The sequence below is a fragment of the Burkholderia multivorans ATCC BAA-247 genome (assembly GCF_000959525.1).
Lineage (GTDB): Bacteria > Pseudomonadota > Gammaproteobacteria > Burkholderiales > Burkholderiaceae > Burkholderia > Burkholderia multivorans.
In genome coordinates, this window is sequence record NZ_CP009832.1 from 2,657,379 (window position 1) to 2,683,240 (window position 25,862).

The window sequence follows — 25,862 nt, forward strand, 5'->3', positions numbered from 1 at the left end:
AACTTGGTTACCGTAAAAAATAGAATATCTACTATATGCGCGGCACCGTTGATATCAAGATTCGACCGACCAAGTTGGCCTTCTTAGTCGATCCCAATAGCGCATCGCAGGTGCGCGAAGCCATCCGTCTTGCCAGTAGCCTTTGGGGAGGGGTCTACTTTCCGATCATCCCGCTCTTCAAGCGGATGCCAGCGAGCTGGCGTGAGAAGCCCTTGTCGCCTCCCGGCTCACGCGATGTGGTGCGCGGCTATATCGATGCATTCGATCCGGACGTCCTCGTTCAGTTTTCTCAAAGCCTTCCGTCTTATGTCGCCGACGTACGCCTGCCGGTTGTTAAGCCTTCCGAAGTGTGGGAGCGAGTGGGTCCACTTGTTCGACCTACCTACGGCATCGGTGCATTCACACTGTTCGATGCCATATACAAGGAATTCTTCAAATACAAGGCAAAGTATCCCGTCAGAGTCGTGGCACCGGTTATTCCGAATAAACTCGGATTATTTTGGGCAAGCGTATATGGAGAGTATGCCGACGATACTCTTTCGGAGATAATCAGGCACTACGCAGAACCCTTGGACATCGAACAACCACCAGTTACGACGGAATCGTTCCCGACACTGACAGGACCAGACGTTCTTTTCCCAAGAAGAATTACGGGATGGGACCTTTTCCCGCACGGCAATACGAACTATGGACGACACGCATGCATCTTTTTCATGGATGCGAGCAACGTTGAGGATATCGTCGACTACTGGAACCTTCGAGCTACTGGTAGAAACGTACTTCCACTACCAAAGCAGTTTTTACAAGAAGAGCCATTCAGGCGTGTGGCGGTTGAGTTTCTCGTCGCGGAACGCCGGCAATGGCCACATGATCCTAAACAATTCGATGTCGCAACATTCATTCGAAGTCGCCACTCAACGATGGAAGAAATGCAGGCGTATGCGGCCACGCTCGAGTTTCCGACCGCAGCCGCACACACCGTAACCGGGCCATATTTTTCGTTGCAACATTGGTATCCACGTATCTGGGACGAGTGGGCTCGTGGCAAAGACGGTGGCGTGGTTGACGTCTATGCAGAGGGAGAGCACTCAATCGACATAGCAAGCCCTTCCGACCTTGAAATGCGAATCAAGGCTTTGGTGCCCGAATTTGTACCGCCGGATTGGTTCCATAGCGAAGGGCTGTGCGCGAACGAATTCGACTTGCGTCTATATGGCGCAGAGGAGCATCTCGCGGAGGTCTATCCGAAAATCACGGGGGACCATTTAGCTAGCGCGATTTCCGGTATGAGCGGCCTCTCAGGTCAGTGGCGCATTGGACGACACGGCTTGGTGAAGCTTGTGCAACACTCGTTCATCGAGCCGCACACTGTACCGTCATCTGAAGCGATCATCTTTGCTTGGTTAGAAGATCTTGGGTGGAAGGCCGAATTGTCACCGCCCGGCATCCTCGCCAAGCAGATTTTCAAACGACTTCGTGGGAACTCAAGATTGCTCGCTGACAAGTCCGTCCTGGGACTGCTAGAACACATGAATGGCGGGGCCGTCAGCAAGAATGGAATGCCGATTGACGCGAGCCGGTTAACCGCGGCACGTGAGGTTTCTGTCGGCGAGGTCAAGCGTCGACTAAAGAATCCCACGTTGTACGACACGTTTCTCCAGAGTGGCGTCTTCAAGCTTGGCCTGCGAACACAATGCCCTACCTGCCAACGCAATACCTGGTTTGCCATGTCAGCACTAAATGAGTCGCTAGAGTGTCCGAAGTGCCTGACTTACTTCCCTGCCGCCGGCAATGTCGACCAATCATCCGGCGGATGGTACTACCGGACCGCCGGGCCGTTCAGCGTCCCAAACTATGCAGATGGTGCACACGCCGTATTGCTGACCATTGCTGCCCTTAGTGACCGTATGCATACAGGGCTACGGACGACATCGGTTCCTAGCTTCACAGCTACGTCGCCGGGTAAGTTTAATATGGAAGCGGACTTTGCCATGTTCTGGAGGGATTCGGTTTATGGTGAACAGAGCGAAGGTTTGCTGTTCGGCGAATGCAAAACATACGGCAAATTCGAGGCTAAGGACATCGACAGAATGCGCATGTTGGCCGAGACTTTCCCGGGCGCCATCCTGGTCTTCAGTACTTTGAGAGAAGCTCTGACCGCGAAGGAAATCGTATCAATTGGCAAGCTTGCGAAGTTTGGGAGAAAACACTGGAAAGCAGAGCGCTCCATCAATCCTGTTCTGATTCTCACTGGTACTGAACTATTGCATTGGAAGGGCCCCCCGTATTGTTGGACTGAAGCGCTGCGCGCGAGATTTCCCAATGCTTACGGATTACTCAGCCTCTGTGATGCGACTCAGCAACTGTACCTGAACCTGCCGCCGCTGGATGAAGAATGGCAGATGCGCTGGGCGCGGCAACGGGCACGCCGGAAAACCCTCCGGAGGGCTGAGTAGACAGATTGGTGCTCCGTTACGCGGACCGCATCCCGGAACACCATGTCGTGGTTAACGTCGAGCTCGTGCTACGCACAGAGTATCCGCCTCGCGGCGTTCGTCCGCCGTACCTGTGCGTCGTCCACTTCGATCCGGGACGCTCGACCGACTTGCCGCTCACATGGAAACGCAATATCGAGGAACTCAAATTCGATTCCAACACCACGTACGTCGAATGCGGGTACGACATTTTCGACTCGTTCAGCGACGCGAAGATGAACTTGACGGCGCGCGGTTTCTACATCGAGCCGATCAACTAGCTTCCGATGGACGATACGTCCCGGAAGACCGTCAAGGCGTCGCGGAGAATGACGCAATGTTAGAGCAGATACTGCGCCGGTATTTGAGGGAGGTGGGGCAACTGCCCCACAGACCACCCGTCTTCAGAACAGCCCGACAGGCTGCGCCGCATCGTCCCAACTGAAGATGATCAGCTCGTTGCGCTCGACGCCCTTGTGCCCACCGGCAACCGTATACTGGAGCGGCACCGTCTCGATGTGAAAACCTTCAAACACGCGCCGGATGTCGGGATGGTCGTTCAGGCTGACAATTGCTCGCCCCTTAATTGTGCGAAGACGATCCGCAATCTTTTCGTATTCCTCGAAGGCAAACTCGACGCCGTAACCGCGTGTTTCGTAGTACGGCGGATCGAGATAAAAAAGCGTGTGCGGACGGTCGTATCGTTCCATGCATTCGCCCCAGTGCATCCGCTCGATGTACGCACCCGCGAGGCGCAAGTGCGCGGCTGACAGCTCCTCCTCCAAACGAAGCAGGTTCAATCCGGGCGGCGCAGTCGTCGCGGTACCAAACGTCTGACCGTGAACAATGCCCCCAAAGCAACTTTTCTGCAGGTAGTAGAACCTCGCCGCACGCTGAATATCGGTGAGCGTTTCCGGGACGGTCAACTTCAGCCACTCGAACACCTGTCGGCTCGTCAGCGCCCACTTGAACTGGCGCACGAACTCTTCGAGGTGGTGCTGAACGACGCGATACAGATTCACCAGCTCGCCGTTCACGTCGTTGATCACCTCGACCTTCGCCGGCGGCCGAAGGAAATACAGTGCCGCCCCGCCGGCGAACACCTCCACGTAGCAGTCATGCGCCGGAAAGCGCGGAATAAGATGGTCTGCCAGTCGGCGCTTGCCGCCGATCCACGGAATAATCGGATTTGCCATTGTGAAAGCCGTTTTTTAACTTGGTGTAGAATCCGGCCCGCCTACCGGTAGGTAGCAGGGCCTTGGCTGATTCACTGGCACGCGCAGTGGAAAGGCGACCGGGGAGCGTGTTGCCGCACGCCCCTCGGTCGCCCTGTTTCTTTCAAGGCCGGTCGGCCTCGACGCCGCCCTACTGCCGCCTATCGAATTGCGCGTTGCCGTTCAACGCGTCGTAACTGCGCTCGCACTGCTGGCCGGCGATGCCGCGTTCGTCAGCGATCTTCGCCAACTCTCCCGCAGCGTCGTCAGTCCGGCCGAGCACGTCGGCAAGCAGATCGAGGGCGTCGTCGGTTGCCGGGCTCCCGGCCGAAGCGGCGGCACGCCGAGCGTCGGCGACAAGCGCGGCGACGTGCTTGCGCAAGCCGTCAGCAGCACCATCGGCAGCAGCAGCGTCACGGCGTGCCTGATCCCGTTGTTTCGCAGCATCGGTTGCGATCTCCTGTTGAGCCGCCAGCTGGCGGCGAATTTCGTTACGCTCGGTCGTCAGATCGCCGATCTGTCTCGCCTGATCAGCGACCTTCGCGGACTGGTCGGCATCACGGTGCCCTTTGATATATCCGCACGCCGAGCCGGTAACGACACCGGCGACGACGAGCAGCCAGATGCGCGGGTCGAACCACGTCATGCGGTCACCTCCCCGCCGGCCGCGCGATACGCGGCCAGCAAATGCTCGATCTGGTTTTCGTGTTGGCCGTACCCGGCCCCCGGCAGACTGGCCCAAACGTTCGAGACTTTCGCCACCGCCTCGCGGAACCGGCCGGCGTCGATCAGCGGCAATGCGCCGTGCTCGCGCAGCTGCTGCAGTGCGTACCGGTCCTGCGAGACCGGCCCGAAGTCCGGTAGCTTCATCTGCGCCTGATAGATCCGCCACCAGCGCGCGAGAATCTGATAGCGGCCGGCGGCTGTCGACGGCACTGGAATCTGCCGGTTGAGCACATTCGGATGCGCCGCGTAGCTTGCGAACAGCAGCGGCCGCGACGGCGTCGAGCCGACGAGCACGTTGTAGCCATCGTCCGACTTCCCCAACAGATCCGAGCCGATCTCGCTCACGGCGATCATGTCGAGAAACGCGACGCGGTTGCGGCCGCCGGCAGCGGTAACGGTGATACGCGCCATCGTCACTTCTCCCCGAACAGTCGCTTCGCGTTCCGACGCAGCAGCACTTCGAGGTACTGCGATCCGATGATGCCGAGTGCGCTGCCGAGACCGAGCAGCGCGATCGGTGGCAGATCCGGGATCTGCAACAGCGCCAAGCCGGCGACCATCGACGTCGCCGAGCCCAACACCGCCCTGCCAGCAACAAGCCGGAACGTCAGCTGATCGCTGCCGACCAGCACCTTTGCGATACCAATCAGTCCGCCCATGATGATCAGCTCCAGAATGGTTTTCTCGTGGTCCTGCATTCCACCCCCGCAATAAAAGAAAAAGCCGCCCGAGTTGCCTCGAGGCGGCTGCCAGAAATCGACGCACGCGTGTTACTTCGGCGGCGACGGTACAACCAGATCGATCTTCTTCGTCGGCTTCTTGCGATGGCCGACCTTCGCCTTGCCCTTGTTGCCGGCGTTCAGCTCCACCGACGTCTCCCAACCATTGCCGGCATACCGGTGTCGTACGGAATCGACCAGAAAGTCGCCGTCCGCCTCCTGTTTGAAACCCGACAGCTTCACGGTCTTCTCGGCCGATATGTCCGTACGCCCCTTCATTCGCAGCACGCTGCGCGCGGTGTGCCGGTTCAGCTTCTCAAGGCGCGACTTCGCGGCGCTCTTCGCGGCCTCGGGACTGGCGAACGCATGGCGCTCGGTGTGCACGGCGGCGGCGCCGGGCGAAGCGTCGGGATTCGGGATCGTCAGGTCAATCTTCTTCCCCGTTTTCTTGTCGTGCACCTTCGTCCGTACAGCAACGAAGCTCGCACGATCCGGGAACGAGATCTCGTAGTCCGTTAGATCGTCCGGTGTCAGGGTGATAGACGGCAACGGCTTGCCGCTGGCGCTCTTGCCGCCGCCGATCGGCGCGACGATCAGCTTGCCCGCCTTCACCGTCGCCGTCGCGCCGTACTGCCGCGCGATACGCGTAATGAAATGCAGGTCGCTCTCTCCGAACTGATCTGCACGCGGCACGGCCGCGTCGACCGAACATGCGGCGGCCCATTTGTTGCGCCGCGCGACGTCGCCGACGATGTCGGCGAGCTTCACGTTCGTCCAGCTGCCGTTGCGCTGCGTCTTCGACGTCGCGCGCAGGTTGGCCGGCCGACCGCGAATGATGAGCGTCGCCGGCGGCCCACGCAACACGATCTCGTCCACCGCATACTCGCCGAGCATCGTCAGCCCTTGCCCTTCCCATCCGAGCGAGATCTTCAACGTCGCGCCCTTCGGCGGAAACCGCACCTTGCCGTCACGGTCGTCCAGCTCGATCTCGCACTCGTCCGCCTCAAGGCCCGGCTTGTCGGTCGTCTGAATCTGCAGTATGCGGTCCTGAATCACGCGCGTGATGTCATCGCCGTTCGCGACGATCTGAAAAATTGCCCGCATCGCCCCTCCGTCACGACCAGAGCTGGATCGGTTCGTCGCGCGGCGTGTCGAGATCCGGCATCGTGATCAACACGCCGGACCGAAACGGCTGTGGCTCGCGCGCGAGACCGGGATTGGCTTCGTACACGGCCTCGACGGTGCCCTTCAACGTCCCGTAGTGGGCGTAGCAGAGCGTGTCGAGGATGTCCCCGTCAGAGGTTCGCAAAATCTTCGCCATAGCGGCCGAACTCCAGACTGTAGGTTTGCTTGCGCGGCGCACCGTCGGACATCAGCGCCTCCTGCTCTTCATCGACGCTGTGCAGATACCAGCGCCCGAGCACGTCGCCCGTGCCGGCCGTGAGCTGCACCGGCTTCAACTTCGCGCCGATCGCGCGCAGCGCCTCCAGCTGGCGGAAGCCGGCACCGAGCGACGGGAACACGACGCCCGACAGCGTGATCGTGTCGCCGCCCTGACTCACCGGCTGCTGCGCTTCCTCGCGATTCAAGCGCTCCTGCGACGCAATCTTGAAGCGCGTCGAGCGCCGCAGCTTGTCGTACGCCGCCGTCGACAATCCAAAGTGAAACGCGTCCCCGTCATCGGTCGACAGCGTCAGCAGATGAGGGGTAGACGACGTCGCGCTGTCGAACAGGCCGGAGAAGATGGAGCTCAGCCCCGTCGTCTGTGCGAACGACTGCAATGCGCCCATCGTCTGCTCGCCGACCAGCGCGGTGAACTGCGTTTTCGCGTCACCCAACGCGCCCATGACGGACTGCGCAGCCGACTGGATCAACGGATGATTGACACCGCCGACCATCTTCAGCACGCCGCTGACGGCCGCACCGGTTGCCGAGAAACTGCGCATCACCGTACCGATCTGCGGACTGAGGTCGCCGGCCACCGACAGCAGACTCGTCGCACCGCGCAGCAGGTCCGCGGCCGACGTGAGGTTGCCCGTCGCGAGCTTCGTCAACGTGTCGACGGTGTTCTGGCTCGCACTGCGATTCCGATCGAACACGCGCACCACGTGCCGAACCCGTTCCGACGCAATGCTGGCCTGCGTCGCGGCCTGCGTCACACTGGAAATGAAGTCCATCTACCACCCCCTTACAGATGCGGTGCATCGAACATCGCCGACCGGTTGCTCTTGTCGAGCGTCTCGGTCATCGTCCGCTGAATCAGCGGGTTGATGCGGGCCAGCAGCTTGTCCGCGATCTCGGCGTCCGAACTGCCCTCGACCTTGATGTGGAACACCGGAGCGAACGAGTTTTGTTGCTCGACCTTGAAGGGACGCGACTGCGGCGAATCCGCGCCCGCGGCGGCCTTCGCAGCGGCCTTCGCTGCGTCACTGTCGTCCGCCTTCGGGCCGGTCGCCCATCGCGCGATCGCGCCAAGTAACTTCCCGCCGGCGAACGTACCGACTGCACCGCCAAGCACACCGCCGATCGCAACGCCGATCGGGCCGCCGAGCATGCCGATACCCGCACCGAGCTTCGCTCCAACGACGCCACCGGCGAGCGAGCCGCCGATGCTGGCGTACCCTTCCGCCTTCCTCGCGATCGGCTGGTCGCTGCGTGCGACCGCGTATGCGTCCTTCGCCGCGAACGCGATCTTCAGGACGCTGCCGGCGATCGCGAGCTTCCCCGCGTACGGCGCAATGCGGCCGGCGACCGTACGAAACGCGCCGATGACGCGCCCGAGTCGACCGCTCGACGCGCGACCAGCTGTCGAGCCGCCGCCGGCAAGGTCGCCGAGCAGATCGCCCGCTGCGCCGGCGATGCCGCCACCGAGACCGCCGCCCGGCAGGTTCACGACGAATACGCGTTGCACGCCCCCGGCCGCACCGCTCAACGCGTCGAGCGCCTTGCCAAGCCGTCCGCCGGCAGTGCCGCCACCAGGTGCCCCACCACCGCCACGTCGAGCCATCCACCCGCCGCGCAGAATGTCGAACACGCCGCGCCCCATGTTCCACGCAGCACGTGCGCCACGAACGGCAATCGCCGTGCCGATGACGCCGACGACCGCTGCGGTCGCTCCGGGGGCCGCATCGGACGCGTGCTGCACCGTTTCGCCCGCACGCTTCGCGACCTTGCCGGCGAGATCCGTCACCGGCCGCAGCGCATCGCCGATACTGCGCATCGCGTCGTCCCACTGCTGGACGACCTCGCTCCAGATCTGCTTCGACGTTGCCCGCCGATCGGCCAGATCCTTGTCGATCTCACCGCTCGCATCTGCCGCGTTGCGCTTGAGCTTCTGATACAGATCGGCGTTCTGCATGTAGGCGGTGAGCGCTACCTTGACCTGCATGTCGTTGAACAGGTCGCCGGTCTTCATCGTGTCCTCGAAGGCCCGCATCTGCGCCTGACGCTTCGCGGGATCCAGCTCGCTGTTGAGCTGCTTCGCCACCGCTGCCAGCTGCGCCGCCTTCTTCGGATCGACACGCTCGATGTAGGCCCGCGCGAGAACAAACGACGCCTCCAGCGGCGACCATCCCTTGTTGATCGCCTCCTTCATCTTCGCTTCGTAGTCGACGCCGGCCTTTTTGTAGTTGCGCTCGGTCTCCCCTGAACCGATCTTCGAAAACCAGTTCTTCAGGTTGTTCGCTGCCTCGTCTGCGTTGCCGGCCGTCTTCATCTGGACCTGCAGCATTGCGCCGAGCTGCGTCACCGAATCCTTCCCCGTGATGCCGAGCTTCTTCATTTCGGCCAACAGCACCGGGAACCAACGCGCCATGTCGACGGATTCGAACGAGCCCTCCTTGCCGAGATACGCGATCGCCTCAAGCGCCTTCATCATCGCCTTGGGATCCTTGATGTCAGCGTTCTGCTGCAGCGCCTGAATCATCTGCGCAGTCTCGACGCTGGACGCCCCCTGACCTACCGAGAATTTCGCGACGGCCGGGCCGAAGTTCAGCGCCCGGTCGACGTCCATCCCGGCCGCAACCATCTGGTTGACCGCGTCGGCCAGCTCGTTGCGCCCCATGCCGTTCGACAATGCGTCACGGCGGATGCGCTCGGACATCGCGCGCTCCTGCTCCGTGCGCGCGATGCCGGCCTTGATCGCGATGTCGCGAATGATCGCCTGATACTGCGCCGACACCGTGGTCGGCACCGCGACGGCCGCACCGAGCTTCATGGTGTCGCGCGCCGCATCACGCATGCCGTCGCGGCCGACAGCCAGACGTTCGTGCCCGGCCGCTTTCAGTTCGAGCCCGCGAACGGTGCGCCCGAGTCTCGCGTACGCGCGATCGAGGCGATCGACCTCGAACCCGGCGTCACGCAGCGCACGAACATTGCTGTCCAGCTTGCGCCGGATTCCGTCCGCGGCGCTGTCGCCCGCCAGATGCAGCCGGCGAAACTCCTCTTGCAGCTTGATCGTCTCGCCAATCTGCCGCTGCCACATGCCGCGCTCGCTCGCAGCCTTGCGCAGCCCGACGATCTTCGAGTTCGTGTCGGCAAACGCCTTGCCGAGCGTTGCCGACACGGCACCGCCGATGACGATGCCAAGTGCAATATCGCGTGCCATGTCAGTCCTCGCTCAATCAGTCAGCCACCACAACACGTCGTCGATCGTCATGTCGTCAACCGACTGCGGCTGCACCCCGTACTCCTTCATCAGCCGGCGAGCCAGCGCCTTCACTGTTTCGATTGGCAGCCGGACGAACGGATCGAAAGGATTCGTACGCACGCTGCATGGCGTCGTAATCGACCATGTCCATTCCTTCGATGTCGTCGGGCGCGACGTCGGCCAGCGTCGCGAACAGCACGATCTCGCGCAGCTCGTCGTCACCCTGTGCCTGCTTGCTCGCCGCGCGCATGTCGCGAACCTTTGGGCGGCGCATCACCAGTTCGTCGCGCACGACGCCGTCGAACGCCACGGGATACTTCAGTTTGATCTTCACGGTTTCCACTCAGCACCTCAGAAATGACAAAGGGACGGTCAACGGCCCGCCCCTCGGGTTATCGAAAAGTTGCTTTGGCCGGCCGCGGCGCTCACATGCCGAGCGCCTTGCGCACATCGGCGAGCTGATCGACGCCGTCGATGATGCGGATCATGTTCAGCACGTCAATCTCGCAGATCACCGCACCGTCGATCTCGGCCTTGTAGTAAGACAGATCGGCCGTGTACTTCAGCTCCGACGTCGAGCCCGGCTTCCAGCTGCCGGGATCGTATTCGGACAGCATGCCGCGCATGATGAGCGCGACCGACTTCACCTTGCCCCGCGTGTCGCGAAACGCACCGCGAAAGGTGGCGTTGAACGCGCTGTTGTCGGCCAGCCCGAAGAACTTCAGCACGTCACGCTCGACGCTCCCCATGGTGAACGCCGCCTGCAGCCCCTCCATACCTTGGTCGACCTTGACGGGCGCGTCCATGCCGCCCGCGCGATAGTCCTCCGTCTTGATCTTCAGCTTCGGCGGACTGACTTCGGGCGCGCGGCCGGCAAAGCCGCGCCCGTCGACGTACAACGCCATGTTGTTCAGAGTTTCCGGGACCATGCGTCACCTCTTACGATTGCGTGTCGAGAACTTCCGTCAGCCACTCGTTCGTGACCTCGAAGCGGAAGATCGGGTTTTCTGCCGGCGGAACGTCCGTGAACCGGATGTTCCAGTACACCTTGCCCTGCTCGAGCTGCGACGCGGAATTGAGCTTCGGATCCGGGTACACCTCGAAGTTGATCACCGCGCCCTGATTGCGCAGATCGCGCATGAACGCCCGCAGCCCTTCGGTGACGTCCTGCACGTACGTTGCCGTAATGCCGCGATCGACCGCCCACTTATGGCCGGCCTGCACGGCGTCCATCACGATGTCGAGCGTGCGCACGCGAGTCACGAACGACCACTTCGGATCGGCCGACAACGTCCGGTTGCCCCACAGGCGATACCCGCCGTCGCGGATGATCGTCGTGATGAACGCGTTGTTCAGCAGATTCGCGCGGCAGGTCTCGTCGCCGTCGAGAAATTCGATCGGCCGCTTCGTGCCGCTGATGCCGACGATTTCCTTGTTCGAGGGCGATGCCCAGAAGCCGATCGCCGCGTCGGTCTGGCAGAACAGGCCCGCCGCATACGCCGATGCCGGCGCGTCGACGTCCGCGTTCTTCGCCGTGTCCCAGTACCGCACGCCGGGATCGACCAGATACAGACGCTTGCTGCCGAAGTTCTTCGCGTACTGGATCGCATCCTCGTCGGTCTTGTTCGGCCCGTCGATGATCGCGATCGCGCGCAGCTTGGCGGCAAGCTCATCGGCCGCTGTCGCGACCGGCTGCTTGGCGGTATGGCCGGGCGCGATCAGCAGCCGCGGCTTCAGGTCGAACAGCGATTTGCCATCGAGCAGCGCCTGCATGCCGGTGCGCGCACCGCCCGCGGACACGCCACCGATAATCGCGGACGTCAGTTCAGCATCGGTCTGATCGGCCGGAACGCCGACAGCCACCATGACCGTCTTGCTCTGCTTGTAGATGCCCTGAATCGCGCGCGTGATCGGGCTGGTCTCACCGAACGCAGCGACGGCGTCGTACTCGCTGGTGATGCGCACGGGCACGTTGGGCGCGACGAGGTCCGGGCCAGGCGTGTAGGTGTCCACGATGCCGACGACCGACGTCGACGGGACTGCGATCGTGCGCGGCCCGGTATCGACCAGCACGGTCGTGACGCCGTGATAGAAAGAAGTAGCAGCCATTCAGGTCTCCGAGAAAGCTACAAATAGAAAAGCCGCTCATGTGAGCGGCCTGCAATTCGAACGTGCGTCATCGCACTCTTAAATGCGGATCCAGCGTCAGTCGGTCAGCTCGGCGTTCCGGCTGTCGACCGGCACTTGCTTCGGCGGCTGCGCGGCTGCAAGGCGTGCAGCGGCGTCCGCCTCCAGTCGCTTTCTCGCGGCGTCAGCTTCCGCCTCGGCCTGCGCAACGACTTGCGCCTCGTCCGGCTCATCGGGCCAAACGACACCGTCCGGAAACGTCGGCGAATCGACAAGCCGCACCAACGCCATTTGATAAGCCGCCCACGCCTTGAAGACAGCTTCTTCAGCGAGCGTCATCATGCCGGCGGCAAACGCGTCGGCCTTGCCGAAGTTCTTCCGCACAGCAATTGCGCGTCGTCTCTCGAATTCCGCCATCGCCACGTCGCGAGCGCGAGCTGCGACGATCGACGGGTCCACCTCCCATGATTTTGTCGCCTCGCTCCAAACGTGCTCATCGGATGGCCGCGGTACATCAGTCAAGCCGGCATCGTCCGGCGTAATTCCAATGACCAGTATCTCGGCCACCTCGCCGTTGTCCTTTCGATAGAGACGCAATGTTCGATAGTCAGGCACCAGTGACCACGAACCATCGCGAAAGACCGGCCACGTGAGGCGCGGCCGCTCAGGCAATTGCATGGACGTGGTAAATGCTGGCTCCAGCCACCGACCGGGATTGAGAGGATCAGGATCAGCCAAAAAACTGTTCAGATATTGACCGGTTTGGCTGTCATATTGATGCAAGAGCATTTCGTACTCCGTTTAATACGCGCGAATCATTGCAAGCAGCGCGATGTTGCGCGGACGTGCTTCGTTTCCGCCGTCACCGTTGATCGTGATGGAATGGACGTGGTCGCCGACTGCACCGATTCCGACGTTGTGCGCGTGATTGCCCGCCCCGTCGGTGTCAAATACGTGCACGTGGTCACCAACGACAGTTGTCCACGGCTGGACCGGCGTATCGACTGAAAACGTGCTGCCGACGCCGCCCCGGTCGGTATCCGCTGTCCACTCGGGAGTCCTGTAGTCCAGCTGGTGACTGTGCGCGCCTCCGCCCGCGGTCGTGCCGTGGTGACCATGCCATCCTTGCGTATCGGTCCACGCAGAATGACCGTGTGCTCCCGCCGCACCGGACGATGCGCCGTGCGCGTGATAGGCGTTCTGCCCGCCTTGCCATGTCCCGATCGCGCGCGACGCGTCCGCCCCGCGGCCATCGTCCCAGCAACGCAAGAATTCCCCACGCAATTCGGGCAAACGGAATGTCGTCGCGCCATCCCCATGGGAAAAGCAGCCGTTGTTGCCGGCGCCCCATGCAGCATCAGTAACGAGCGCGCCGCTTGCCTGCGCGTACGCCCAAAGCTTGGGATAGTCGGCCCGTTTGATCAGCGCCCCGTTGCACTTCAGGTACCCTGCCCGCGCCTGCGTACGAGGTTCGAATACGATCTGTCCGATCACTGCGCTATCGAACACGAAGTTCCCGAGGTCGGTCGCGTCCACCATGCACCTCAGCCCGGAACCATCAAGATTCCAGCCGATCTTGACCTTATTCGCGCCTTGATTCGTGCCGCCTCCCTGCTGAACCGGCGTAAAGCCGAGCGCTGGCTGATAGTTCTGCCCTCTGACCCATGCCGCGTTCACCACGACCGAACCGCTATCGCCCATAGGTGGTGTCGGCGTCGTCGGCGTGCCGACGAACGGCGGTGAGTCCAGCGCCGCTTTCGATGCCAGCGCACTCGCGACCTTCGATGCGAAATTCGGATCGTTGTCTAGCGCCTTCGCGAGCTTGCTCAACGTATCGAGCGTGCCCGGCGCCTGCGCTACCAAAGCGGCGACCTTTTCTGCCAATTCGCCGTGTGTCGCATATTGCGGATGCGGATCGGTCGCTTCAACATGCTCGTCAAAGCTGCTTTGGCTGGCCTCGATCGCTTTTTTCAGATATCGAGTGCGGTTCGCAAGTTGCTTTGCCTGCAAGTTGTCGATACCGTCCGGTCCACCCATTACAGGATCCGACGTTTCGAGTTGGTAGATTCCATTCTCCCATCGCTCGATCTCAACCAGATCTGTCATGTCGTGATACTCCCTCTAGTGTATTGCCCGTCCCGGACTGCAATGCCGTTATGACGGATCGCAACGGCTGCATAATCGAGCGCGGCAAGCTTGCTGCGGGCAGGCGCGTAACGCTCAATCGCCCGCCACAACTTGTCGGCCTGATCGCGGGTGACTGGCCTCCCCAACTTCACGATGTACTCTGCCCACGCGCTCGTCCTACCGCGCAATTGCTCACCGTTACGTACGAACGCCCCATCGCGACGCCCGCCTCTGCGCCCTTCGATGATCGTGACCTCGCCGAACCCAAGGCGGCGAATTACCTCACGCACCGCCCAAGGTGTGCCCTTCTTTCGATGCAACGCCAACGAGCCCTTCACCAGCGCTCGCCGGGCATCCTCCGATTCGGCGAGTTCCCAACCATCGACAGCCAGTGCCCATGCGAGCCACGGTAACCACGCTACTGGACAGCGATCAGCGTCCCATAGCGTGCGCAGCACTTCCGGCTGGACGGTCGGGCGCATCACGCGCGCGAGTGCCGCCTCGAGCGGCGTTTGATTCGACGGCAGCAGCGGCTCAGGCGTCATCGATCTTCACCTCCAAATTGATGGCCGTGCAATGCGCAAACTCTCGCGAACCACATAAGACATCGTCGGCCGGCGAACGCAGTTCTATGCGGGTGACGCCACTGTCGGGCGCGTGGAGCGCCCCTTCGATAGCAGACCGGGGCATACCAACCCGAAGCTTTCTCGAATTCGCCACCACGCTCTCCAACATCTTTCGGCGGGCATCCAGCACAATGTTCGGATCCGGCCCGCCGCCGACATATACGATCGCATCGATGGCGTATTCGATCTTCGCCGCCGCACTGATCAGAACCGTATCGTTGAGCGGGCGAACGGTCTCGGGCGCTACTTTGTCGCGCACCAGATCAAGCAATGCCTGATCCGGTACGCCATCGCCTCGTGCGGACATGATCGTGAGCCGCACGGTACCCGGTTCCGGTCGGTCTACAGTCACATCCAGCACGTCGGCAGACGCGTCCATCGCGAATGCCCGGTACGCGCCGAATGGCCCTGCAACCGTCGCACGCTCCATCGACATCTGAGCGCGCAACTTCAACCGATCGTCCGATTCCATGCGCCGCTCGACTGGCGGATTAGCTTCCGGATCACCGGGATCGATCACCGCTCGCTCCGTGTCCAACAGAACCGCCAGATGCTCCAGATCGGCGCCCGTAGAAAACGCGAGCATGACTGCGCGCGCAGCGTCATTGACTCGCGCCGCAGCACGGATCTCGTCATACGCTGCCAGCTCGATCAGCTTGACGACCGGATCCGACTTCAGCGCCGCAGTCCAGTCGGGATAGATCGATTTGAAATACTCCAGCTTCATTCGGAACGCGGCCTCGAAGTCGAGTACCTCGACAAGATCCGGCGGGTCCAACGAAGCGAGATCGATAATCGTCATGTTGGCACCTCGATTTCCACAGCCGTGCCGTCGTATTCACCACGAATCGCGAATGTTGGTTTGCCGTCGATGACCGACAGCACCTTGACCTGAGCGAGTTTGATTCGTGGTTCCCATCGGCCGATCGCCCGTGCCGCTTCGGCCTGTGCGGCAGATATCCATCCGCGTGTGATCGGAAGATCGACCATCAGCGGGATGTCCGACCCGTACTCGGGCAATTCCCGTCGCGTTCCCTTGCGCGTGCCGAGGATGTCGCCGAGACTCTGCTTCAAGTGCGCGATGCCGGTGATCGGCGCACCGGTCCATCGGTCCATGCCGACGAGTGCACCGGACCGGCTCATCCGCGCTCCTCGACCCGCTTGAAGTCGGGATGCGCATCGAGGTATTCGATCTGGGCGGCGGATCTTGCGATCGCCTCGCCAGACAGGACACGCAGCACGTCGCCGTTCGGGAAGACGATCACGCGGCTACGGAACCGCGTATCGAGAAACTTTGCGACGGCCGGCGTAGCAGCCGGCGGGTTGTCTTTTGCCATGATCGGCCTCTCAAAAACAAAACCCCGCCGAAGCGGGGCAAAGTTGCTTTTCACATGTGTTCGCCAAGAAATTCGGCGCATTCCGCTCATTTGGACAACTGCTCTACCGTCTCCAAATGCACGCCATCAAGCGGCAGTTGCATCGTACGGCCTTGGTAGTACAAGGCAATGCGCGTGGCGGACTGCGCAACCTCGTAACCTCGACCGATCTCTTTTCCATCTCGCGTTGCCACGTAGCATTTCGCCCTCGACCGAAGGCAACCTTTATCGAAGTCCGCTTTGTGTTGCTTCGCGATGTGCTCACCGATTGCAGCGCCTATACCAGAAGGGATCGAAATAAACGGCGGCAGAAAGATGCAAAACCAGACGAAGCCGATCGCCAGAAGAAGGACCACAATGATTGTGCTTAGACACTTTCTGAGTGTCGGTGCACGGCGGACGACTTCAAGTGCGGCTCCCGATTTCTCCGTGATACGCGGCATCAGAATCGATATTAATTTCCGGGCGCCATACACTAATCCGATGTACACAATTACTGCGACGGCGCACAACAGTAGTCGTTTCCATGTACTGGCCAGCCATTCTTGCAACGCAATAGAAGCATTCAATGCGCCCCACACTGCGAGCACCAAGTGCTTTGCGCGGTCTATTTGGAAGCCGCTATCGTCAACTGAAAACACTTCGAGGTACGCGCCGTAATAGGCATCCCCAAGCGAGTAGGCGATTCCTAACCACATCAGGCCGATCACCGACACGATGACAGCCCACGGCCAGTCGAATATGTGCTTCTTCTCAGGTTGCTGCTGTACCACTCCGCTCATTCACTATCTCCAGACAGAATTAAGCACGTTCCTGCGGACCGAGATTCCGCGGCAACCGAACATACACAATGCGGCTAGCCACCAATACCTGTCAGGAACGACAGGAGCACGGTATCAGACCGGCACGGACACCAGTTCGCCGTCCCCCTGCTCTCTATGCTTATGCGCAAGGAAGGACTTGCCCGCGATCTCGACGTCGCCGGAATAATGCGCCTCGCCCTCCACGCGAACTGCCGGACCACCATCGCCGCCGCCCTTGCCCTGCATGCCACCGTTGAAAGTGAGCAGTTTCTCGGTCGTCGTGTTGCCAGTGAAGGTCGAGTCCGGCACGTCACCGAGGAATTGCTTCGTGCGCAACGTGACGCCATCCGCGCGCAGCTCCAGCTCGGTGCCACCGATGCGAAACACGATGCGCCCGCCTGCCGGCACGTCGACGCGGTATTCGTGCTTCTCATGGTCGTAGACTTCGGACGCGCCATCCGGGTAGTCCCATGCCGTCTCGGACGGACTGGACCGTGCCGAGCCGCCATGCTGATCGGAGTAATAGCCCGGAGCGGCGTACGCGCCGGCCAGCTCCCCGGACGGTGCAAACATCGACGCCTGCTCGCCGACGGACGGCGGACGCCAGAAGCGAACGATGCCAGCCGCGGCGGTCTTCCACGGCATCCAGTCGCTCACCCAATCGCCGATACGTACGCGGCACAGCGGAGGCTGATACGAGACCTGCTCGACCGTCCCATGCTGCACCATGCAAGCCATGCGGCGGTCGATCTCGCCCAGCTCGTAATCGCTCATGGCGCACCACCTCCATCGTTGGCCGGATTCCAGTACTGGCCTTCGTTGCCGCTGCCCGTGTCCGGATCGACGCCCCACAGAATCGCGGGGCCGTCCGGAATGTCGCCCATATCCATGCCAAGGCCGAATTCGTGGGTCCATTCGACCAGCCACACGCAATACGTGTCGAGCTGCGGCCGGAACGGATCCTCGGCCACCTGCACGACCTTGCCCGGCGTAATGGGCAGTTCCCACGTGTTCCCATGCACGACCATCGCAACGCGCGCTGCCACCTCGCGCACGTCGAGCTCCGCGCCTTCGGCGATTGGATCGAACACGACGCGGGCCTGCATGCGCGCGATCAGCGGCACATCGCCCGTCCCGTCGTCGTGGCCGGGCTCGAATTCGCTCAGTTCGATGGCAATCAGCGGCGTGTCGATCTTCTGACCGAGACGCGGGTACGCCTCGATTCGTTTCATCGCAGGCAGCTTCTCGCGCATGCCGCGCTCGATCGCATCGTGTAGCACTTTCAGGTTCTCAAGCACGGCGCATCACCTTCTGCAGTTCGTAGTTCACTTCCTGACGGAGAATTACCATCAGCCGGGCCTCGCATGCCTTGGCCGCACGTCGGAACGCCGGGTCGCCCGACTGCTGCCACGAAACCGTGATCAGCCGGTACGGCATGCGCTCCTTGCCGACACGCTCGTATATCGGGCCATCGGGCTTTCGCTTCGTTTGCCGCCACGCACCTTCGAACGACCGGCGGCCGACACGCATGCCCTTGCGCGTTTTCGTTGCCTTTCCGAGCCGATGCGCTTCGATCGGGTTCAAACCGAGCCACACCTTGCCGGTATCGGCCGAGCGGAGAAAGAAGTAGAGGCGGCTACGGATCACCTTCTGCGGGATCTTCGTCGCCGCCCCGACTTCCTTCGCGGTCTGGCTCTTGATCCAGCCCGCCGTCTTGCGCAACGTCCGTCGCCACGCACCCTGTATCGCGGACGGCGACAACCCTTGCAGCACGGCCATCGCCTCTTTGATATCGATTTCGATCTTCAGATCGTCCATTTCGCCTACTGGAGAATGAGGACCGTCCAGCCGGTGCCGTCCGGATGCGCCTCAAGCACGCGGTAACGCTCGCCCCTTGCGATCAGGATGCTGCCCTGACGGACCGTAGTGGCATCGCGGTCGCGCAGATGAAACACCGGTGCGACGAGCTGCGTGCGCTGGCTGCCGAGATCCGGCCCGAGCCACGGCGACGCGAACATCCCTTCGACGGGCCGGCCGTCGATCGTGATATCCGCGTCGCCGAGATCACGCAGCACCGCAGCATCGACGTCCGAGATCAGATCCCGGAACGCCACGTCACACCTTCAGCTTGACGATCGCCTTCGGGCGCGTGCAGAGGTGAACCGGGTTCGACTGCGCCTCGATGTCGACGCCCTTGCCGAACTGCGCGAGTTCCTGCTTCGCGTAGTACGGCAGACCCGTCGTGTTCACCGCTTCAACGTAGTCGGCCGGCGCGAAACGCGTGATGAACAGCTCCGGCACGCCTTCCGGCACTGCGTACGCTTCGTCGTCCGCGACGTAACCGATGTCGCCGACGCGCCCGCGATATCGTTCGAACGTGCACCCGCCGAAGTCGAACGCATCGCGCCCGTCGCCCCGCAGCTGCGCGGCCATAACGGACGCAAGATACGTTTCCTTCACCGACTTCGCGACGATCAGCTTGTTCCAGAACTCGCGCCCGCAGAACACGCGCACGCCGGTGTAAGCCGTCGCGCCGAGCGCGTCCTCGATCGCGTCCTGGACTTCGACACACTTCACGCGGATCTCGGTTGTCGCCGTCGCCAGCTCGAACGGAATCACGGTCTGGTCGATTCCGAAGTACTTCAGCAGGTCGATCAGCACTGTCGTACCGTCCGCGTCGAGCACCGCTCCCTTGATCGCGCCGATTCGATGGAACTCATGCGTCGCGTCGAGCTGACGACGCAGCTTCGCCAAGCGCCGGTTCACGACGGTCTGCAGCGCTTCCAGCTCCGTCTCGGAGCCGAAGGCACGCAGGTTCTGGATTTCGTCCGCCTTCAGGAATGCGCGCTGCGGCAGATGCACCGTGTTGAACGGGATCATGCTGCGCTTGCTGCCGACGACGACCGCCGCCGGCGTGCCGCGCTCACCGGCCGGAACAAGCGACAGCGTGTCGCCGTCACGCTCGATCTGCACGGTCGTCGTCGTGATGCCGTCCTCTTCGAACAGGCCGAGTGCGCCGATGCGTCCCGGTACGTGCGGCTGATCATTGATTGCAGCGGTAAGGGACGACAGCGAAAACGCGTCGTCTTGAAACAGGGCGATGTCCGCCATACAACCTCCAACATGGAAATGGATACAAAAAAGGCCACGCGCAGTGCGTGGCCCTGAATGGCGCTTAGGACGGTCAGCGGACGATCACGTGCCGCTCGGCGAGATCGCTGCGGCCGGCAACGTCGAGCCCGGTCAACAGCGCACCGGCGACCTCGGCGAGCCGCACGATGCCCGTCGCCGGGCGCGGCGCGTCCGACGCCGGCAGCGGCGCATAGAGCACTGCCGCCGCGACTTCCGAGCCGTCGTTCGCCGCGTTGTCGTAGGGTGCATACTCACCGGTGCTCGTCACGCCGAGCACCTGTCCGGCCGGCAGCGCCGGCCCCGCCTTGACCACGATGCGCTCGCGCGAAATCTGCCCGTTGCCTTCCGACACGAGAAATTCGGCCGTCAGCACGCCTTGTTGCTTCACGTTCGACATGAGTTTTCCCCTCCTCGGGTAACGTCAAAGTTGCTTGCCGCTCTTGCGAGCCGCGTAGATGGACGCCGCTCGCGGCGCGTTCGCGACCACGGTCGACTCGGCCGGTGCGACCGGTTGAGCGCGATGATTGATCCGCGTCTGCGACGCGGTCACACGCTCGAACAGCCGTGCGCGAACCTGATCGGGCGACAGGCCGTCCGCCACGAACCCCGCTGTCAGCTCGGTCAGATTCGCCGCGAGACAGATGCCCGCAATGTCCTGCGCGTTGCGGATCGCCGCATCGACCGTCGCGCGATCGCGCAGTCCGGTCGCGAGTACGATGCCTTCGGCGCAGTGCTCGATGCGCGCGTCACGGCACGCCGCATACACGTGCGACGCAAGCGCCGTTACGTCCGGCGCCGCCTGCGGTGCCGGCGCCGGGGTGGGCTGCGGCTCAGGAACGGGCGGCGCTTCGGCATCGTCGGCAAGCAGCGCACGGATCGGATCCGGCACGGCCGCGAACCGCGCGACGTGTCGCGCAGCGCCCGCATACGCCGCGATACGGATCGGCTCGGCGATCGTGTCGCAGAACCCCTGCTCCTGCGCCTGCGCGGCGGTGAGCCACGTTTCCGCGTCCATGATGGCCCGCACTTCGTCCTCGGTCCGGCCGCTGCGCTTGACGTAAGCCGCGAGCATGTTGTCCGACGTGCTGTCGAGCAGGTCCGCGAGCTTGCGCAGGTCCGCGGCCTCGCCGGCTGCGACCGTGTGCGGGTTGTGAATCATCAGCATCGCGTTCGACGGCATCACGATCTCGTCGCACGCCATCAGAATCAGCGATGCCGCCGATGCAGCGACGCCGTCGACGCGGCCCGTCACCTTGCCGGCGTGCCGACGCAGCGCGTTGTAGATCGTGAATGCGTCGAACACGTCGCCGCCCATCGAATTCACGGCCACGACGATCGACGTCGCCGTTGCGGCGACCTCATCGAGCTTCGACGCGAACAGTTCTGCGTCCGTACCCCAGAAGCCGATATCGCCGTAGATCCGGATCTCGGCCACCTGCTCGCCGGCCGCGTTCGCCTGCGCCCGGATGTCCCACCAACGCTTCTTTCCCTTCATTCGCCATCCCCATTTGAAAAACCGCCTCCACCGTCGACCGGTTCGAGCGTGTCGTACCGAAGGCCGAGCCGCAGCTCGCGCGCAAGATCGGCCGCGTTCTCGTCGTCCACCTGCTCGGGGTCGTCGCCGCGCGCGAGCACCGCGCCCGAACGGCTCGCCAGTCCGGCCCGGATCTCCATTCGCTTCGCCGTGACGTCCTGCACGGGATGGATGTACGGCCAGCCCTGCGGCACCCATCGAACCCGCAGGTAGTCGCGCCGGTTTCGGTAGTAGTCCGGCATCGGCATCGCACCCGACAACGCGCAAGCATCGACCCACCAGCGCCAGACCTTCCGGCAGAACTGGTGAATGAACACGTTCCATTGCAGCTGCTCGATCGAGCGGCGGAACTCGTTCAGGATCACGCGCAGCACGCGGTCGCTCACGTCGCGCAGGTCGCCGGTCAGCACTTCGTACGGCATGCCGACCGACGCCGCTGCGGCCATCAGTTGCTGGCGCATGAACGGGCCGTAGTCGGCACCCGCACCCGGCGGCGCAGCGAACTTCACGTCCTCGCCGGGCGCAAGCTCCTGCATGCTGCCCGGCTCGAGCGAAACGACGGGCGAGAACCCGTCGACGTCGTACTGCATGGCGCCGCCGGTCACCGGATCGCCCGGCATGCCCGGCTCGGTCGGCGGCTTCGTGATGAAGCCGGCAAAGAGGTTGCTGACCTCCTGTCGAAACAGCACCGCGTCATCGAAGTTGTCGAGTGACTTCAGCCGAAGCAGCACGGTCGACAGCTCCGGAACGCCGCGCACCTGACCGGGCCGAAGCGCGAGAAAGACGTGCGCAATCTCATCGGCCGGCACGCGCACGGTCTGCATGTTCGCGATCGATGCGCGCCCGTACTCGCCGGGATGACGCCGCAGCAGGTGATACGCGACACGTCGGCCGTCTGCGTCGAACTCGACGCCGTTGATGATCTCGCCACCGGGAACCAGCTCGTTTTTCTCCATCGGCAGCAGATCGCCTTCGAGTAGCTGGATCTGTATCGGCACCGCGAGCCCGTCGCGCGGGCTGCGCATCCGGCGACGTACCAGCACCTCGCCGTCGCTGAAAAACGACCGTGCGGCCAGCGTCTGGATGCCCGCGATGTCGAACACGTCGTCGGCGTCGATCTCGTGCCCGCTGTCCTCCCAAAGTTGCTTTTGCATCTTGCGCACTGCATCGTTCGGATGCTGCGGATGCGCTTGAATGCCCGTGCCGATCGTGTTCGAAACGAGTCGCGCGATCGCCGTCTTGGCCCACGGGTCGTTTCGGATCGCGTCGCGCGCGCGAGAACGCATGAGCGACAGGTTTTGCACGGCAGCCGTGTTCGGCCCCGCCCCTGATACTCGCCACGACTTCGCCCGCGCCCCTACGGTGCTCGCCGATTCGTATGCCGCCGCCTTCAACCGCGTCGGCACCACGAAGCCACGCCGGGCGAGCGCGGGATACGTGCGACTCATCGCACCCCCTTGCCCGCGTGCCGCAGCCGGAAGATCGTTGAGCGCCCTGCAGCGCCGCTCAGATCGCGAATGATCTCGGTGCGCGCTTCGCGCAGCTCGGCGATCGAGCGATATTTCACTCGTCGATCCGCGTACTGGACTTCCAGCTCGCCTTTAGCGATCGCCGACTGGATACGCTCCAGATCCTGCTTTGTGTATGCCATGAACACCTCCTAGCGTCGCGACAGGTAGCTCGACCGCCCGACTCGACGCCCCTGAATGCGCGAAACCCCGCTCGGTGGCGGGGTTTCGGTGGGTTTTGCAGCTTGCGGCGCGAGCCGCGGGTTCTCGACGGCAACCGGTTCGGCCGGCGGATCGGGCAACGGCTCAACCGGTAGCACCGAAGGCAACGTTTCCAACACGGGAACCGCGTCGAACAACGAAACCTGAGAGACACGGTGCTGTTCCAGTTGCCAGTGCTCCTCCTTCATCAGATGAACCTTGACGCTGCGAGCCGCATGGAGCGCGTAGCCTTCGCAGTCCAGCGCCTCGTTTCTCGCACCGGCCTTCTTTTGCCACACGCGCTTGCCGCCGCGCGGCCCCGGCACCTTCACCTCGGCCGTGAGCTGCGACAGGTAGTCGCCGCGTACGTCGCGATACCAGTGCATGCGGCCCGGCCCGTCGCCTTCGAGCTTCAGCCGGTTTTCCAGAATCAGATCCTTCGCGCGGCTCACGCCGACCATGTACGGGCGCAGACCGTACTTCGCGGCCTTGCTGTTGTTCCGGGTCGAATCGATCGATGCCTTCGGCACGCTGAAGATCTCCGCGTCCGGGTTGCTGCTGCCCTTGACCGCCATCACGTGATGCCCGGCCTGTTGCGCCGCGCGCACGTACTTGTAGACGGCGTCCGACGTGGAGCCGTCCGACGAGTCGATCGACGTCGCGCGCACGCGCAGCAGCCAGCCGTTTTCATGCCGGTAGCCGTGCGTCAGAAGCGTCGTGAGCGCACCCCATACGCCGCCGACGAGCGGATCCTGCTGTTGCTCGAGCACGTTGCCGTGGATCTCGCCCCACGCGACGAGCCAGCTTTCCTCGCCGCGCCCCCATGCGCGAAGGATGATCGCCAGACGGTCGTGCTGCACGTCGACGCCGAGCGTCAGCAGCAGGCCGCCGGCCGGCACCGTCAGTTCGTCCTACGGCAGCGCCCGTTCGGCGAGCACATCGAGCTCGGGCAGGTCGCTCTTGTACTTGTACGGCCGGCCCTGCGAGTTGTTCACGAACGAGCGCATTTTCGTGTCGTCGCCCTCGCGCAGCGCCTTCTCGGCCGTCAGCCACTTCTTGACCAGTTCGGCCATGTTGGAGCCGGGAAACGGCGACACCAGCTCGTTGATACGAAAGCCGGCGACACCGTGAAACGGCGCAGTGGCGACCCACCGCCCGCGGCGTACCGCACGAATGCGTGCCGCGTCGTCCCACAACGAACCACAATGCGGACAGGTATAGCGGGCCGACTCCGGCCGAGCGCGGCCGTACACCTCGTGCACGACATCCGCGTCCTCGCTCCACGTGACGTTTTCCCATGCAAGTTCGTGCTCTTCGTCGCAGTCGGGACACGGCACCAGATACACGCGCTGATCGGACGCCGCGTATGCCTGCTGGATCCGCGACAGACCGTCGACAGTCGGCGTACCGCCCAAGATCATCTTGCGGCGCCGGGCCGAATAGCTCTTGTTCCGCTCCTCGAGCAGCGTGATCGAGTCGCCCTGCTCGCGCACGTTCGTGTTCGCGTCGTCCGGCTCTTCGACGGCCACGACCGGGGCCGGCGTCGACTTCACTTCGTCCGGCGCATTCGACGTGATGAACTTCAGGAAGCCACGGGCGAACGTCTTGTGATCCCACAGGTTGTTTTTATCCCGCGCCGAATGCACCGGCAGTTTGGCCGAAAGCCGAGGCGTCACCTCGACCATCGGTTCGAACTTTTCGAGGTTGAACTTCTTCGCCGTCTTCTCTTTCGGGAACATCACGATCATCGGACACGGATCGACGTCGATCCGCTTGCCGATGTAGTTCAGCAGGACGCCGTCCGTCCACGCGACCTGCGCCGATTTCATGCACACAACCTTCTGCACGTTCGGATCGTCCAGCGCGTCGTGCATGCCAAACACCCACGGCGTGATGGCCGGGTTATAGCGCCCCGGCGTAGCGGTCGCTTTCGCGCTCATCCTCCGATGCTTGCGCGCCCATTCGGTCGTCCCGATCCGCTCCGGTGGACGCAGCATCTTCGCGATCCGGCGAATCACTGCGTGCACCGTCTGGGTCGTATTCAGAAAGCTGCTCAAGGCATCCATAGATATGCTCGTTCAACCATTCGACGTCGACGTGGACGCCGTATAGCGCGTGCAGCTCCTGCACCAGCTTGTCGGCGAGCGACAGCAGTTCCGTTTGAAAAGCGCCGACCATCAGGCCGTATGCCTGTTCCAGCTGCGCCGCGTTGACGAGCTGCCCTTTCTTCTCGGCCAGCGTCAGCAATTTGATCTCGCGGTCGACGCGCTCCGTCATCGCGCGCTCGGCGACGAGATCGATGCCGGTCTCGCTCGCGCGGCCGGCAGCGACTTCGCGCAAGTGCCGGATATACGCGACGCGAATCTCGTCCATCGACGCGGTCTTGTAATCGAGCCGAGCCTTGTCGACAAACCGTGAAACGGCCGACTGATCAAGATCAAGATGCTCGGCGATCTGCTGTTGAGTCGGCATGAATATGACCCCCTAGGGAGACTCGCCAGTAGAGAAAAAACGCGGGTGCGAGCCCCCGCGTGTGGCGATGCCCAGAGGGTCCCCGCCTGCTCAAAAAGTAGGCAGACCCGCGCCGATCGCGACATCGGCGGTCACACCGTCGCCTGCTCGGTCCATCGCCCACACGACACGGTCC

The 25,862-nt window shown here is 62.7% G+C and carries 30 protein-coding genes and 1 pseudogene; 2 read left to right on the forward strand and 29 right to left on the reverse strand.

Annotation, left to right across the window (positions count from 1 at the left end):
• Positions 1 to 35 precede the first annotated feature (35 nt).
• Both NP80_RS31135 and NP80_RS31140 read left to right on the forward strand, forming a co-directional pair.
• The gene (locus NP80_RS31135; RefSeq protein ID WP_006410009.1) at positions 36 to 2,456 is read left to right on the forward strand and encodes a hypothetical protein; all 2,421 of its coding nucleotides are present in this window, start codon (positions 36 to 38) and stop codon (positions 2,454 to 2,456) included.
• A gap of 5 nt (positions 2,457 to 2,461) precedes the next feature.
• On the forward strand, positions 2,462 to 2,755 hold the full coding sequence (locus tag NP80_RS31140; RefSeq protein WP_106918430.1) for a hypothetical protein: 294 nt from the start codon (positions 2,462 to 2,464) through the stop codon (positions 2,753 to 2,755).
• A gap of 123 nt (positions 2,756 to 2,878) precedes the next feature.
• Here the strand turns inward: NP80_RS31140 and NP80_RS24760 are convergent, their stop codons facing one another.
• The 29 genes and pseudogenes from NP80_RS24760 to NP80_RS31560 form a co-directional block, all read right to left on the reverse strand.
• Complete coding sequence (locus NP80_RS24760; protein ID WP_006410005.1) at positions 2,879 to 3,670, reverse strand: DNA adenine methylase; 792 nt, start codon at positions 3,668 to 3,670, stop codon at positions 2,879 to 2,881.
• A 169-nt stretch (positions 3,671 to 3,839) separates the two neighbouring features.
• Entirely contained in the window at positions 3,840 to 4,334 is a 495-nt protein-coding gene (locus tag NP80_RS24765) for a DUF2514 family protein (RefSeq protein WP_035946710.1), read from the reverse strand.
• The gene (locus NP80_RS24770; RefSeq protein WP_006410007.1) at positions 4,331 to 4,825 is read right to left on the reverse strand and encodes a glycoside hydrolase family 24 protein; all 495 of its coding nucleotides are present in this window, start codon (positions 4,823 to 4,825) and stop codon (positions 4,331 to 4,333) included. Before NP80_RS24770 ends, NP80_RS24765 begins: the two co-directional genes overlap by 4 nt.
• A 2-nt stretch (positions 4,826 to 4,827) precedes the next feature.
• Complete coding sequence (locus NP80_RS24775) at positions 4,828 to 5,112, reverse strand: phage holin family protein (protein WP_006410008.1); 285 nt, start codon at positions 5,110 to 5,112, stop codon at positions 4,828 to 4,830.
• A gap of 72 nt (positions 5,113 to 5,184) precedes the next feature.
• Entirely contained in the window at positions 5,185 to 6,237 is a 1,053-nt protein-coding gene (locus NP80_RS24780) for a phage late control D family protein (RefSeq protein ID WP_006410006.1), read from the reverse strand.
• A 10-nt stretch (positions 6,238 to 6,247) separates the two neighbouring features.
• Positions 6,248 to 6,454 carry a tail protein X gene (locus NP80_RS24785; RefSeq protein WP_006411293.1) on the reverse strand — a complete coding sequence of 69 codons (207 nt, stop codon included), beginning with the start codon at positions 6,452 to 6,454 and terminating at the stop codon, positions 6,248 to 6,250.
• Positions 6,429 to 7,310 carry a phage tail protein gene (locus NP80_RS24790; RefSeq protein WP_006411280.1) on the reverse strand — a complete coding sequence of 294 codons (882 nt, stop codon included), beginning with the start codon at positions 7,308 to 7,310 and terminating at the stop codon, positions 6,429 to 6,431. The genes NP80_RS24785 and NP80_RS24790 overlap by 26 nt, the downstream gene beginning before the upstream one ends.
• An 11-nt stretch (positions 7,311 to 7,321) precedes the next feature.
• Positions 7,322 to 9,739: a phage tail tape measure protein gene (locus tag NP80_RS24795; RefSeq protein WP_045594205.1), complete on the reverse strand. Its 2,418-nt coding sequence runs from the start codon at positions 9,737 to 9,739 to the stop codon at positions 7,322 to 7,324.
• Positions 9,740 to 9,794: 55 nt separating this feature from the next.
• On the reverse strand, positions 9,795 to 10,124 hold the full coding sequence (locus tag NP80_RS24800; RefSeq protein WP_006411973.1) for a phage tail assembly protein: 330 nt from the start codon (positions 10,122 to 10,124) through the stop codon (positions 9,795 to 9,797).
• A gap of 82 nt (positions 10,125 to 10,206) precedes the next feature.
• Positions 10,207 to 10,710 carry a phage major tail tube protein gene (locus tag NP80_RS24805; protein ID WP_045594207.1) on the reverse strand — a complete coding sequence of 168 codons (504 nt, stop codon included), beginning with the start codon at positions 10,708 to 10,710 and terminating at the stop codon, positions 10,207 to 10,209.
• A 10-nt stretch (positions 10,711 to 10,720) separates the two neighbouring features.
• Positions 10,721 to 11,890, reverse strand: coding sequence for a phage tail sheath subtilisin-like domain-containing protein (locus NP80_RS24810; protein ID WP_006414292.1), 1,170 nt, complete (start codon positions 11,888 to 11,890; stop codon positions 10,721 to 10,723).
• Between the two features lie 96 nt (positions 11,891 to 11,986).
• A complete protein-coding gene (locus NP80_RS24815) occupies positions 11,987 to 12,697 on the reverse strand; it encodes a tail fiber assembly protein (RefSeq protein WP_226823092.1) in 711 nt (236 codons plus the stop codon).
• A 12-nt stretch (positions 12,698 to 12,709) separates the two neighbouring features.
• Positions 12,710 to 14,014, reverse strand: coding sequence for a phage tail protein (locus NP80_RS24820; RefSeq protein WP_006411278.1), 1,305 nt, complete (start codon positions 14,012 to 14,014; stop codon positions 12,710 to 12,712).
• Positions 14,011 to 14,580 (reverse strand): phage tail protein I, encoded by a 570-nt coding sequence (locus NP80_RS24825; RefSeq protein ID WP_035947786.1) that lies wholly within the window; start codon positions 14,578 to 14,580, stop codon positions 14,011 to 14,013. Before NP80_RS24825 ends, NP80_RS24820 begins: the two co-directional genes overlap by 4 nt.
• Positions 14,570 to 15,463, reverse strand: coding sequence for a baseplate assembly protein (locus tag NP80_RS24830; RefSeq protein WP_006411287.1), 894 nt, complete (start codon positions 15,461 to 15,463; stop codon positions 14,570 to 14,572). The genes NP80_RS24825 and NP80_RS24830 overlap by 11 nt, the downstream gene beginning before the upstream one ends.
• The gene (locus tag NP80_RS24835) at positions 15,460 to 15,804 is read right to left on the reverse strand and encodes a GPW/gp25 family protein (protein ID WP_006411279.1); all 345 of its coding nucleotides are present in this window, start codon (positions 15,802 to 15,804) and stop codon (positions 15,460 to 15,462) included. The genes NP80_RS24830 and NP80_RS24835 overlap by 4 nt, the downstream gene beginning before the upstream one ends.
• A complete protein-coding gene (locus tag NP80_RS24840) occupies positions 15,801 to 15,998 on the reverse strand; it encodes a hypothetical protein (RefSeq protein ID WP_006411284.1) in 198 nt (65 codons plus the stop codon). The genes NP80_RS24835 and NP80_RS24840 overlap by 4 nt, the downstream gene beginning before the upstream one ends.
• A gap of 86 nt (positions 15,999 to 16,084) precedes the next feature.
• Positions 16,085 to 16,819, reverse strand: coding sequence for a hypothetical protein (locus tag NP80_RS24845; RefSeq protein ID WP_226823094.1), 735 nt, complete (start codon positions 16,817 to 16,819; stop codon positions 16,085 to 16,087).
• Positions 16,820 to 16,933: 114 nt separating this feature from the next.
• Complete coding sequence (locus tag NP80_RS24850) at positions 16,934 to 17,614, reverse strand: phage baseplate assembly protein V (RefSeq protein ID WP_006411288.1); 681 nt, start codon at positions 17,612 to 17,614, stop codon at positions 16,934 to 16,936.
• Entirely contained in the window at positions 17,611 to 18,138 is a 528-nt protein-coding gene (locus NP80_RS24855) for a hypothetical protein (protein ID WP_006411285.1), read from the reverse strand. The genes NP80_RS24850 and NP80_RS24855 overlap by 4 nt, the downstream gene beginning before the upstream one ends.
• Positions 18,131 to 18,658: a phage tail protein gene (locus NP80_RS24860; RefSeq protein WP_006411295.1), complete on the reverse strand. Its 528-nt coding sequence runs from the start codon at positions 18,656 to 18,658 to the stop codon at positions 18,131 to 18,133. The genes NP80_RS24855 and NP80_RS24860 overlap by 8 nt, the downstream gene beginning before the upstream one ends.
• 5 nt (positions 18,659 to 18,663) lie before the next feature.
• Positions 18,664 to 18,954 carry a head-tail joining protein gene (locus tag NP80_RS24865; protein WP_045594209.1) on the reverse strand — a complete coding sequence of 97 codons (291 nt, stop codon included), beginning with the start codon at positions 18,952 to 18,954 and terminating at the stop codon, positions 18,664 to 18,666.
• A 1-nt stretch (position 18,955) separates the two neighbouring features.
• Positions 18,956 to 19,951, reverse strand: coding sequence for a major capsid protein (locus tag NP80_RS24870; protein WP_045594211.1), 996 nt, complete (start codon positions 19,949 to 19,951; stop codon positions 18,956 to 18,958).
• 73 nt (positions 19,952 to 20,024) lie between these two features.
• Positions 20,025 to 20,369 (reverse strand): head decoration protein, encoded by a 345-nt coding sequence (locus NP80_RS24875; protein WP_006411289.1) that lies wholly within the window; start codon positions 20,367 to 20,369, stop codon positions 20,025 to 20,027.
• Positions 20,370 to 20,393: 24 nt separating this feature from the next.
• Positions 20,394 to 21,467: a head maturation protease, ClpP-related gene (locus NP80_RS24880; RefSeq protein WP_045594212.1), complete on the reverse strand. Its 1,074-nt coding sequence runs from the start codon at positions 21,465 to 21,467 to the stop codon at positions 20,394 to 20,396.
• Complete coding sequence (locus NP80_RS24885) at positions 21,464 to 22,954, reverse strand: phage portal protein (RefSeq protein ID WP_045594214.1); 1,491 nt, start codon at positions 22,952 to 22,954, stop codon at positions 21,464 to 21,466. Before NP80_RS24885 ends, NP80_RS24880 begins: the two co-directional genes overlap by 4 nt.
• Positions 22,951 to 23,157 (reverse strand): phage head-tail joining protein, encoded by a 207-nt coding sequence (locus tag NP80_RS24890; RefSeq protein WP_006412163.1) that lies wholly within the window; start codon positions 23,155 to 23,157, stop codon positions 22,951 to 22,953. The genes NP80_RS24885 and NP80_RS24890 overlap by 4 nt, the downstream gene beginning before the upstream one ends.
• Before the next feature lie 9 nt (positions 23,158 to 23,166).
• A pseudogene (locus NP80_RS24895) lies at positions 23,167 to 25,212 on the reverse strand (phage terminase large subunit family protein).
• Positions 25,118 to 25,687: a hypothetical protein gene (locus NP80_RS31560; protein WP_006409013.1), complete on the reverse strand. Its 570-nt coding sequence runs from the start codon at positions 25,685 to 25,687 to the stop codon at positions 25,118 to 25,120. Before NP80_RS31560 ends, NP80_RS24895 begins: the two are co-directional and overlap by 95 nt.
• Between the last annotated feature and the right edge of the window lie 175 nt (positions 25,688 to 25,862).

Coding starts and splice junctions, on each gene's coding strand:
- NP80_RS24780 (WP_006410006.1), bottom strand. CDS start 6,237: ATGCGGGCAATTTTTCAGATCGTCGCGAACGGCGATGACATCACGCGC.
- NP80_RS31560 (WP_006409013.1), bottom strand. CDS start 25,687: ATGCCGACTCAACAGCAGATCGCCGAGCATCTTGATCTTGATCAGTCG.
- NP80_RS24880 (WP_045594212.1), bottom strand. CDS start 21,467: ATGAAGGGAAAGAAGCGTTGGTGGGACATCCGGGCGCAGGCGAACGCG.
- NP80_RS24870 (WP_045594211.1), bottom strand. CDS start 19,951: ATGGCGGACATCGCCCTGTTTCAAGACGACGCGTTTTCGCTGTCGTCC.
- NP80_RS24875 (WP_006411289.1), bottom strand. CDS start 20,369: ATGTCGAACGTGAAGCAACAAGGCGTGCTGACGGCCGAATTTCTCGTG.
- NP80_RS24770 (WP_006410007.1), bottom strand. CDS start 4,825: ATGGCGCGTATCACCGTTACCGCTGCCGGCGGCCGCAACCGCGTCGCG.
- NP80_RS24760 (WP_006410005.1), bottom strand. CDS start 3,670: ATGGCAAATCCGATTATTCCGTGGATCGGCGGCAAGCGCCGACTGGCA.
- NP80_RS24815 (WP_226823092.1), bottom strand. CDS start 12,697: ATGCTCTTGCATCAATATGACAGCCAAACCGGTCAATATCTGAACAGT.
- NP80_RS31135 (WP_006410009.1), top strand. CDS start 36: ATGCGCGGCACCGTTGATATCAAGATTCGACCGACCAAGTTGGCCTTC.
- NP80_RS24845 (WP_226823094.1), bottom strand. CDS start 16,819: ATGAGCGGAGTGGTACAGCAGCAACCTGAGAAGAAGCACATATTCGAC.
- NP80_RS24860 (WP_006411295.1), bottom strand. CDS start 18,658: ATGGACGATCTGAAGATCGAAATCGATATCAAAGAGGCGATGGCCGTG.
- NP80_RS24885 (WP_045594214.1), bottom strand. CDS start 22,954: ATGAGTCGCACGTATCCCGCGCTCGCCCGGCGTGGCTTCGTGGTGCCG.
- NP80_RS24830 (WP_006411287.1), bottom strand. CDS start 15,463: ATGACGATTATCGATCTCGCTTCGTTGGACCCGCCGGATCTTGTCGAG.
- NP80_RS24840 (WP_006411284.1), bottom strand. CDS start 15,998: ATGGCAAAAGACAACCCGCCGGCTGCTACGCCGGCCGTCGCAAAGTTT.
- NP80_RS24785 (WP_006411293.1), bottom strand. CDS start 6,454: ATGGCGAAGATTTTGCGAACCTCTGACGGGGACATCCTCGACACGCTC.
- NP80_RS24790 (WP_006411280.1), bottom strand. CDS start 7,310: ATGGACTTCATTTCCAGTGTGACGCAGGCCGCGACGCAGGCCAGCATT.
- NP80_RS24775 (WP_006410008.1), bottom strand. CDS start 5,112: ATGCAGGACCACGAGAAAACCATTCTGGAGCTGATCATCATGGGCGGA.
- NP80_RS24810 (WP_006414292.1), bottom strand. CDS start 11,890: ATGGCTGCTACTTCTTTCTATCACGGCGTCACGACCGTGCTGGTCGAT.
- NP80_RS24835 (WP_006411279.1), bottom strand. CDS start 15,804: ATGAGCCGGTCCGGTGCACTCGTCGGCATGGACCGATGGACCGGTGCG.
- NP80_RS24820 (WP_006411278.1), bottom strand. CDS start 14,014: ATGACAGATCTGGTTGAGATCGAGCGATGGGAGAATGGAATCTACCAA.
- NP80_RS24890 (WP_006412163.1), bottom strand. CDS start 23,157: ATGGCATACACAAAGCAGGATCTGGAGCGTATCCAGTCGGCGATCGCT.
- NP80_RS24805 (WP_045594207.1), bottom strand. CDS start 10,710: ATGGTCCCGGAAACTCTGAACAACATGGCGTTGTACGTCGACGGGCGC.
- NP80_RS24795 (WP_045594205.1), bottom strand. CDS start 9,739: ATGGCACGCGATATTGCACTTGGCATCGTCATCGGCGGTGCCGTGTCG.
- NP80_RS24825 (WP_035947786.1), bottom strand. CDS start 14,580: ATGACGCCTGAGCCGCTGCTGCCGTCGAATCAAACGCCGCTCGAGGCG.
- NP80_RS24850 (WP_006411288.1), bottom strand. CDS start 17,614: ATGAGCGATTACGAGCTGGGCGAGATCGACCGCCGCATGGCTTGCATG.
- NP80_RS24765 (WP_035946710.1), bottom strand. CDS start 4,334: ATGACGTGGTTCGACCCGCGCATCTGGCTGCTCGTCGTCGCCGGTGTC.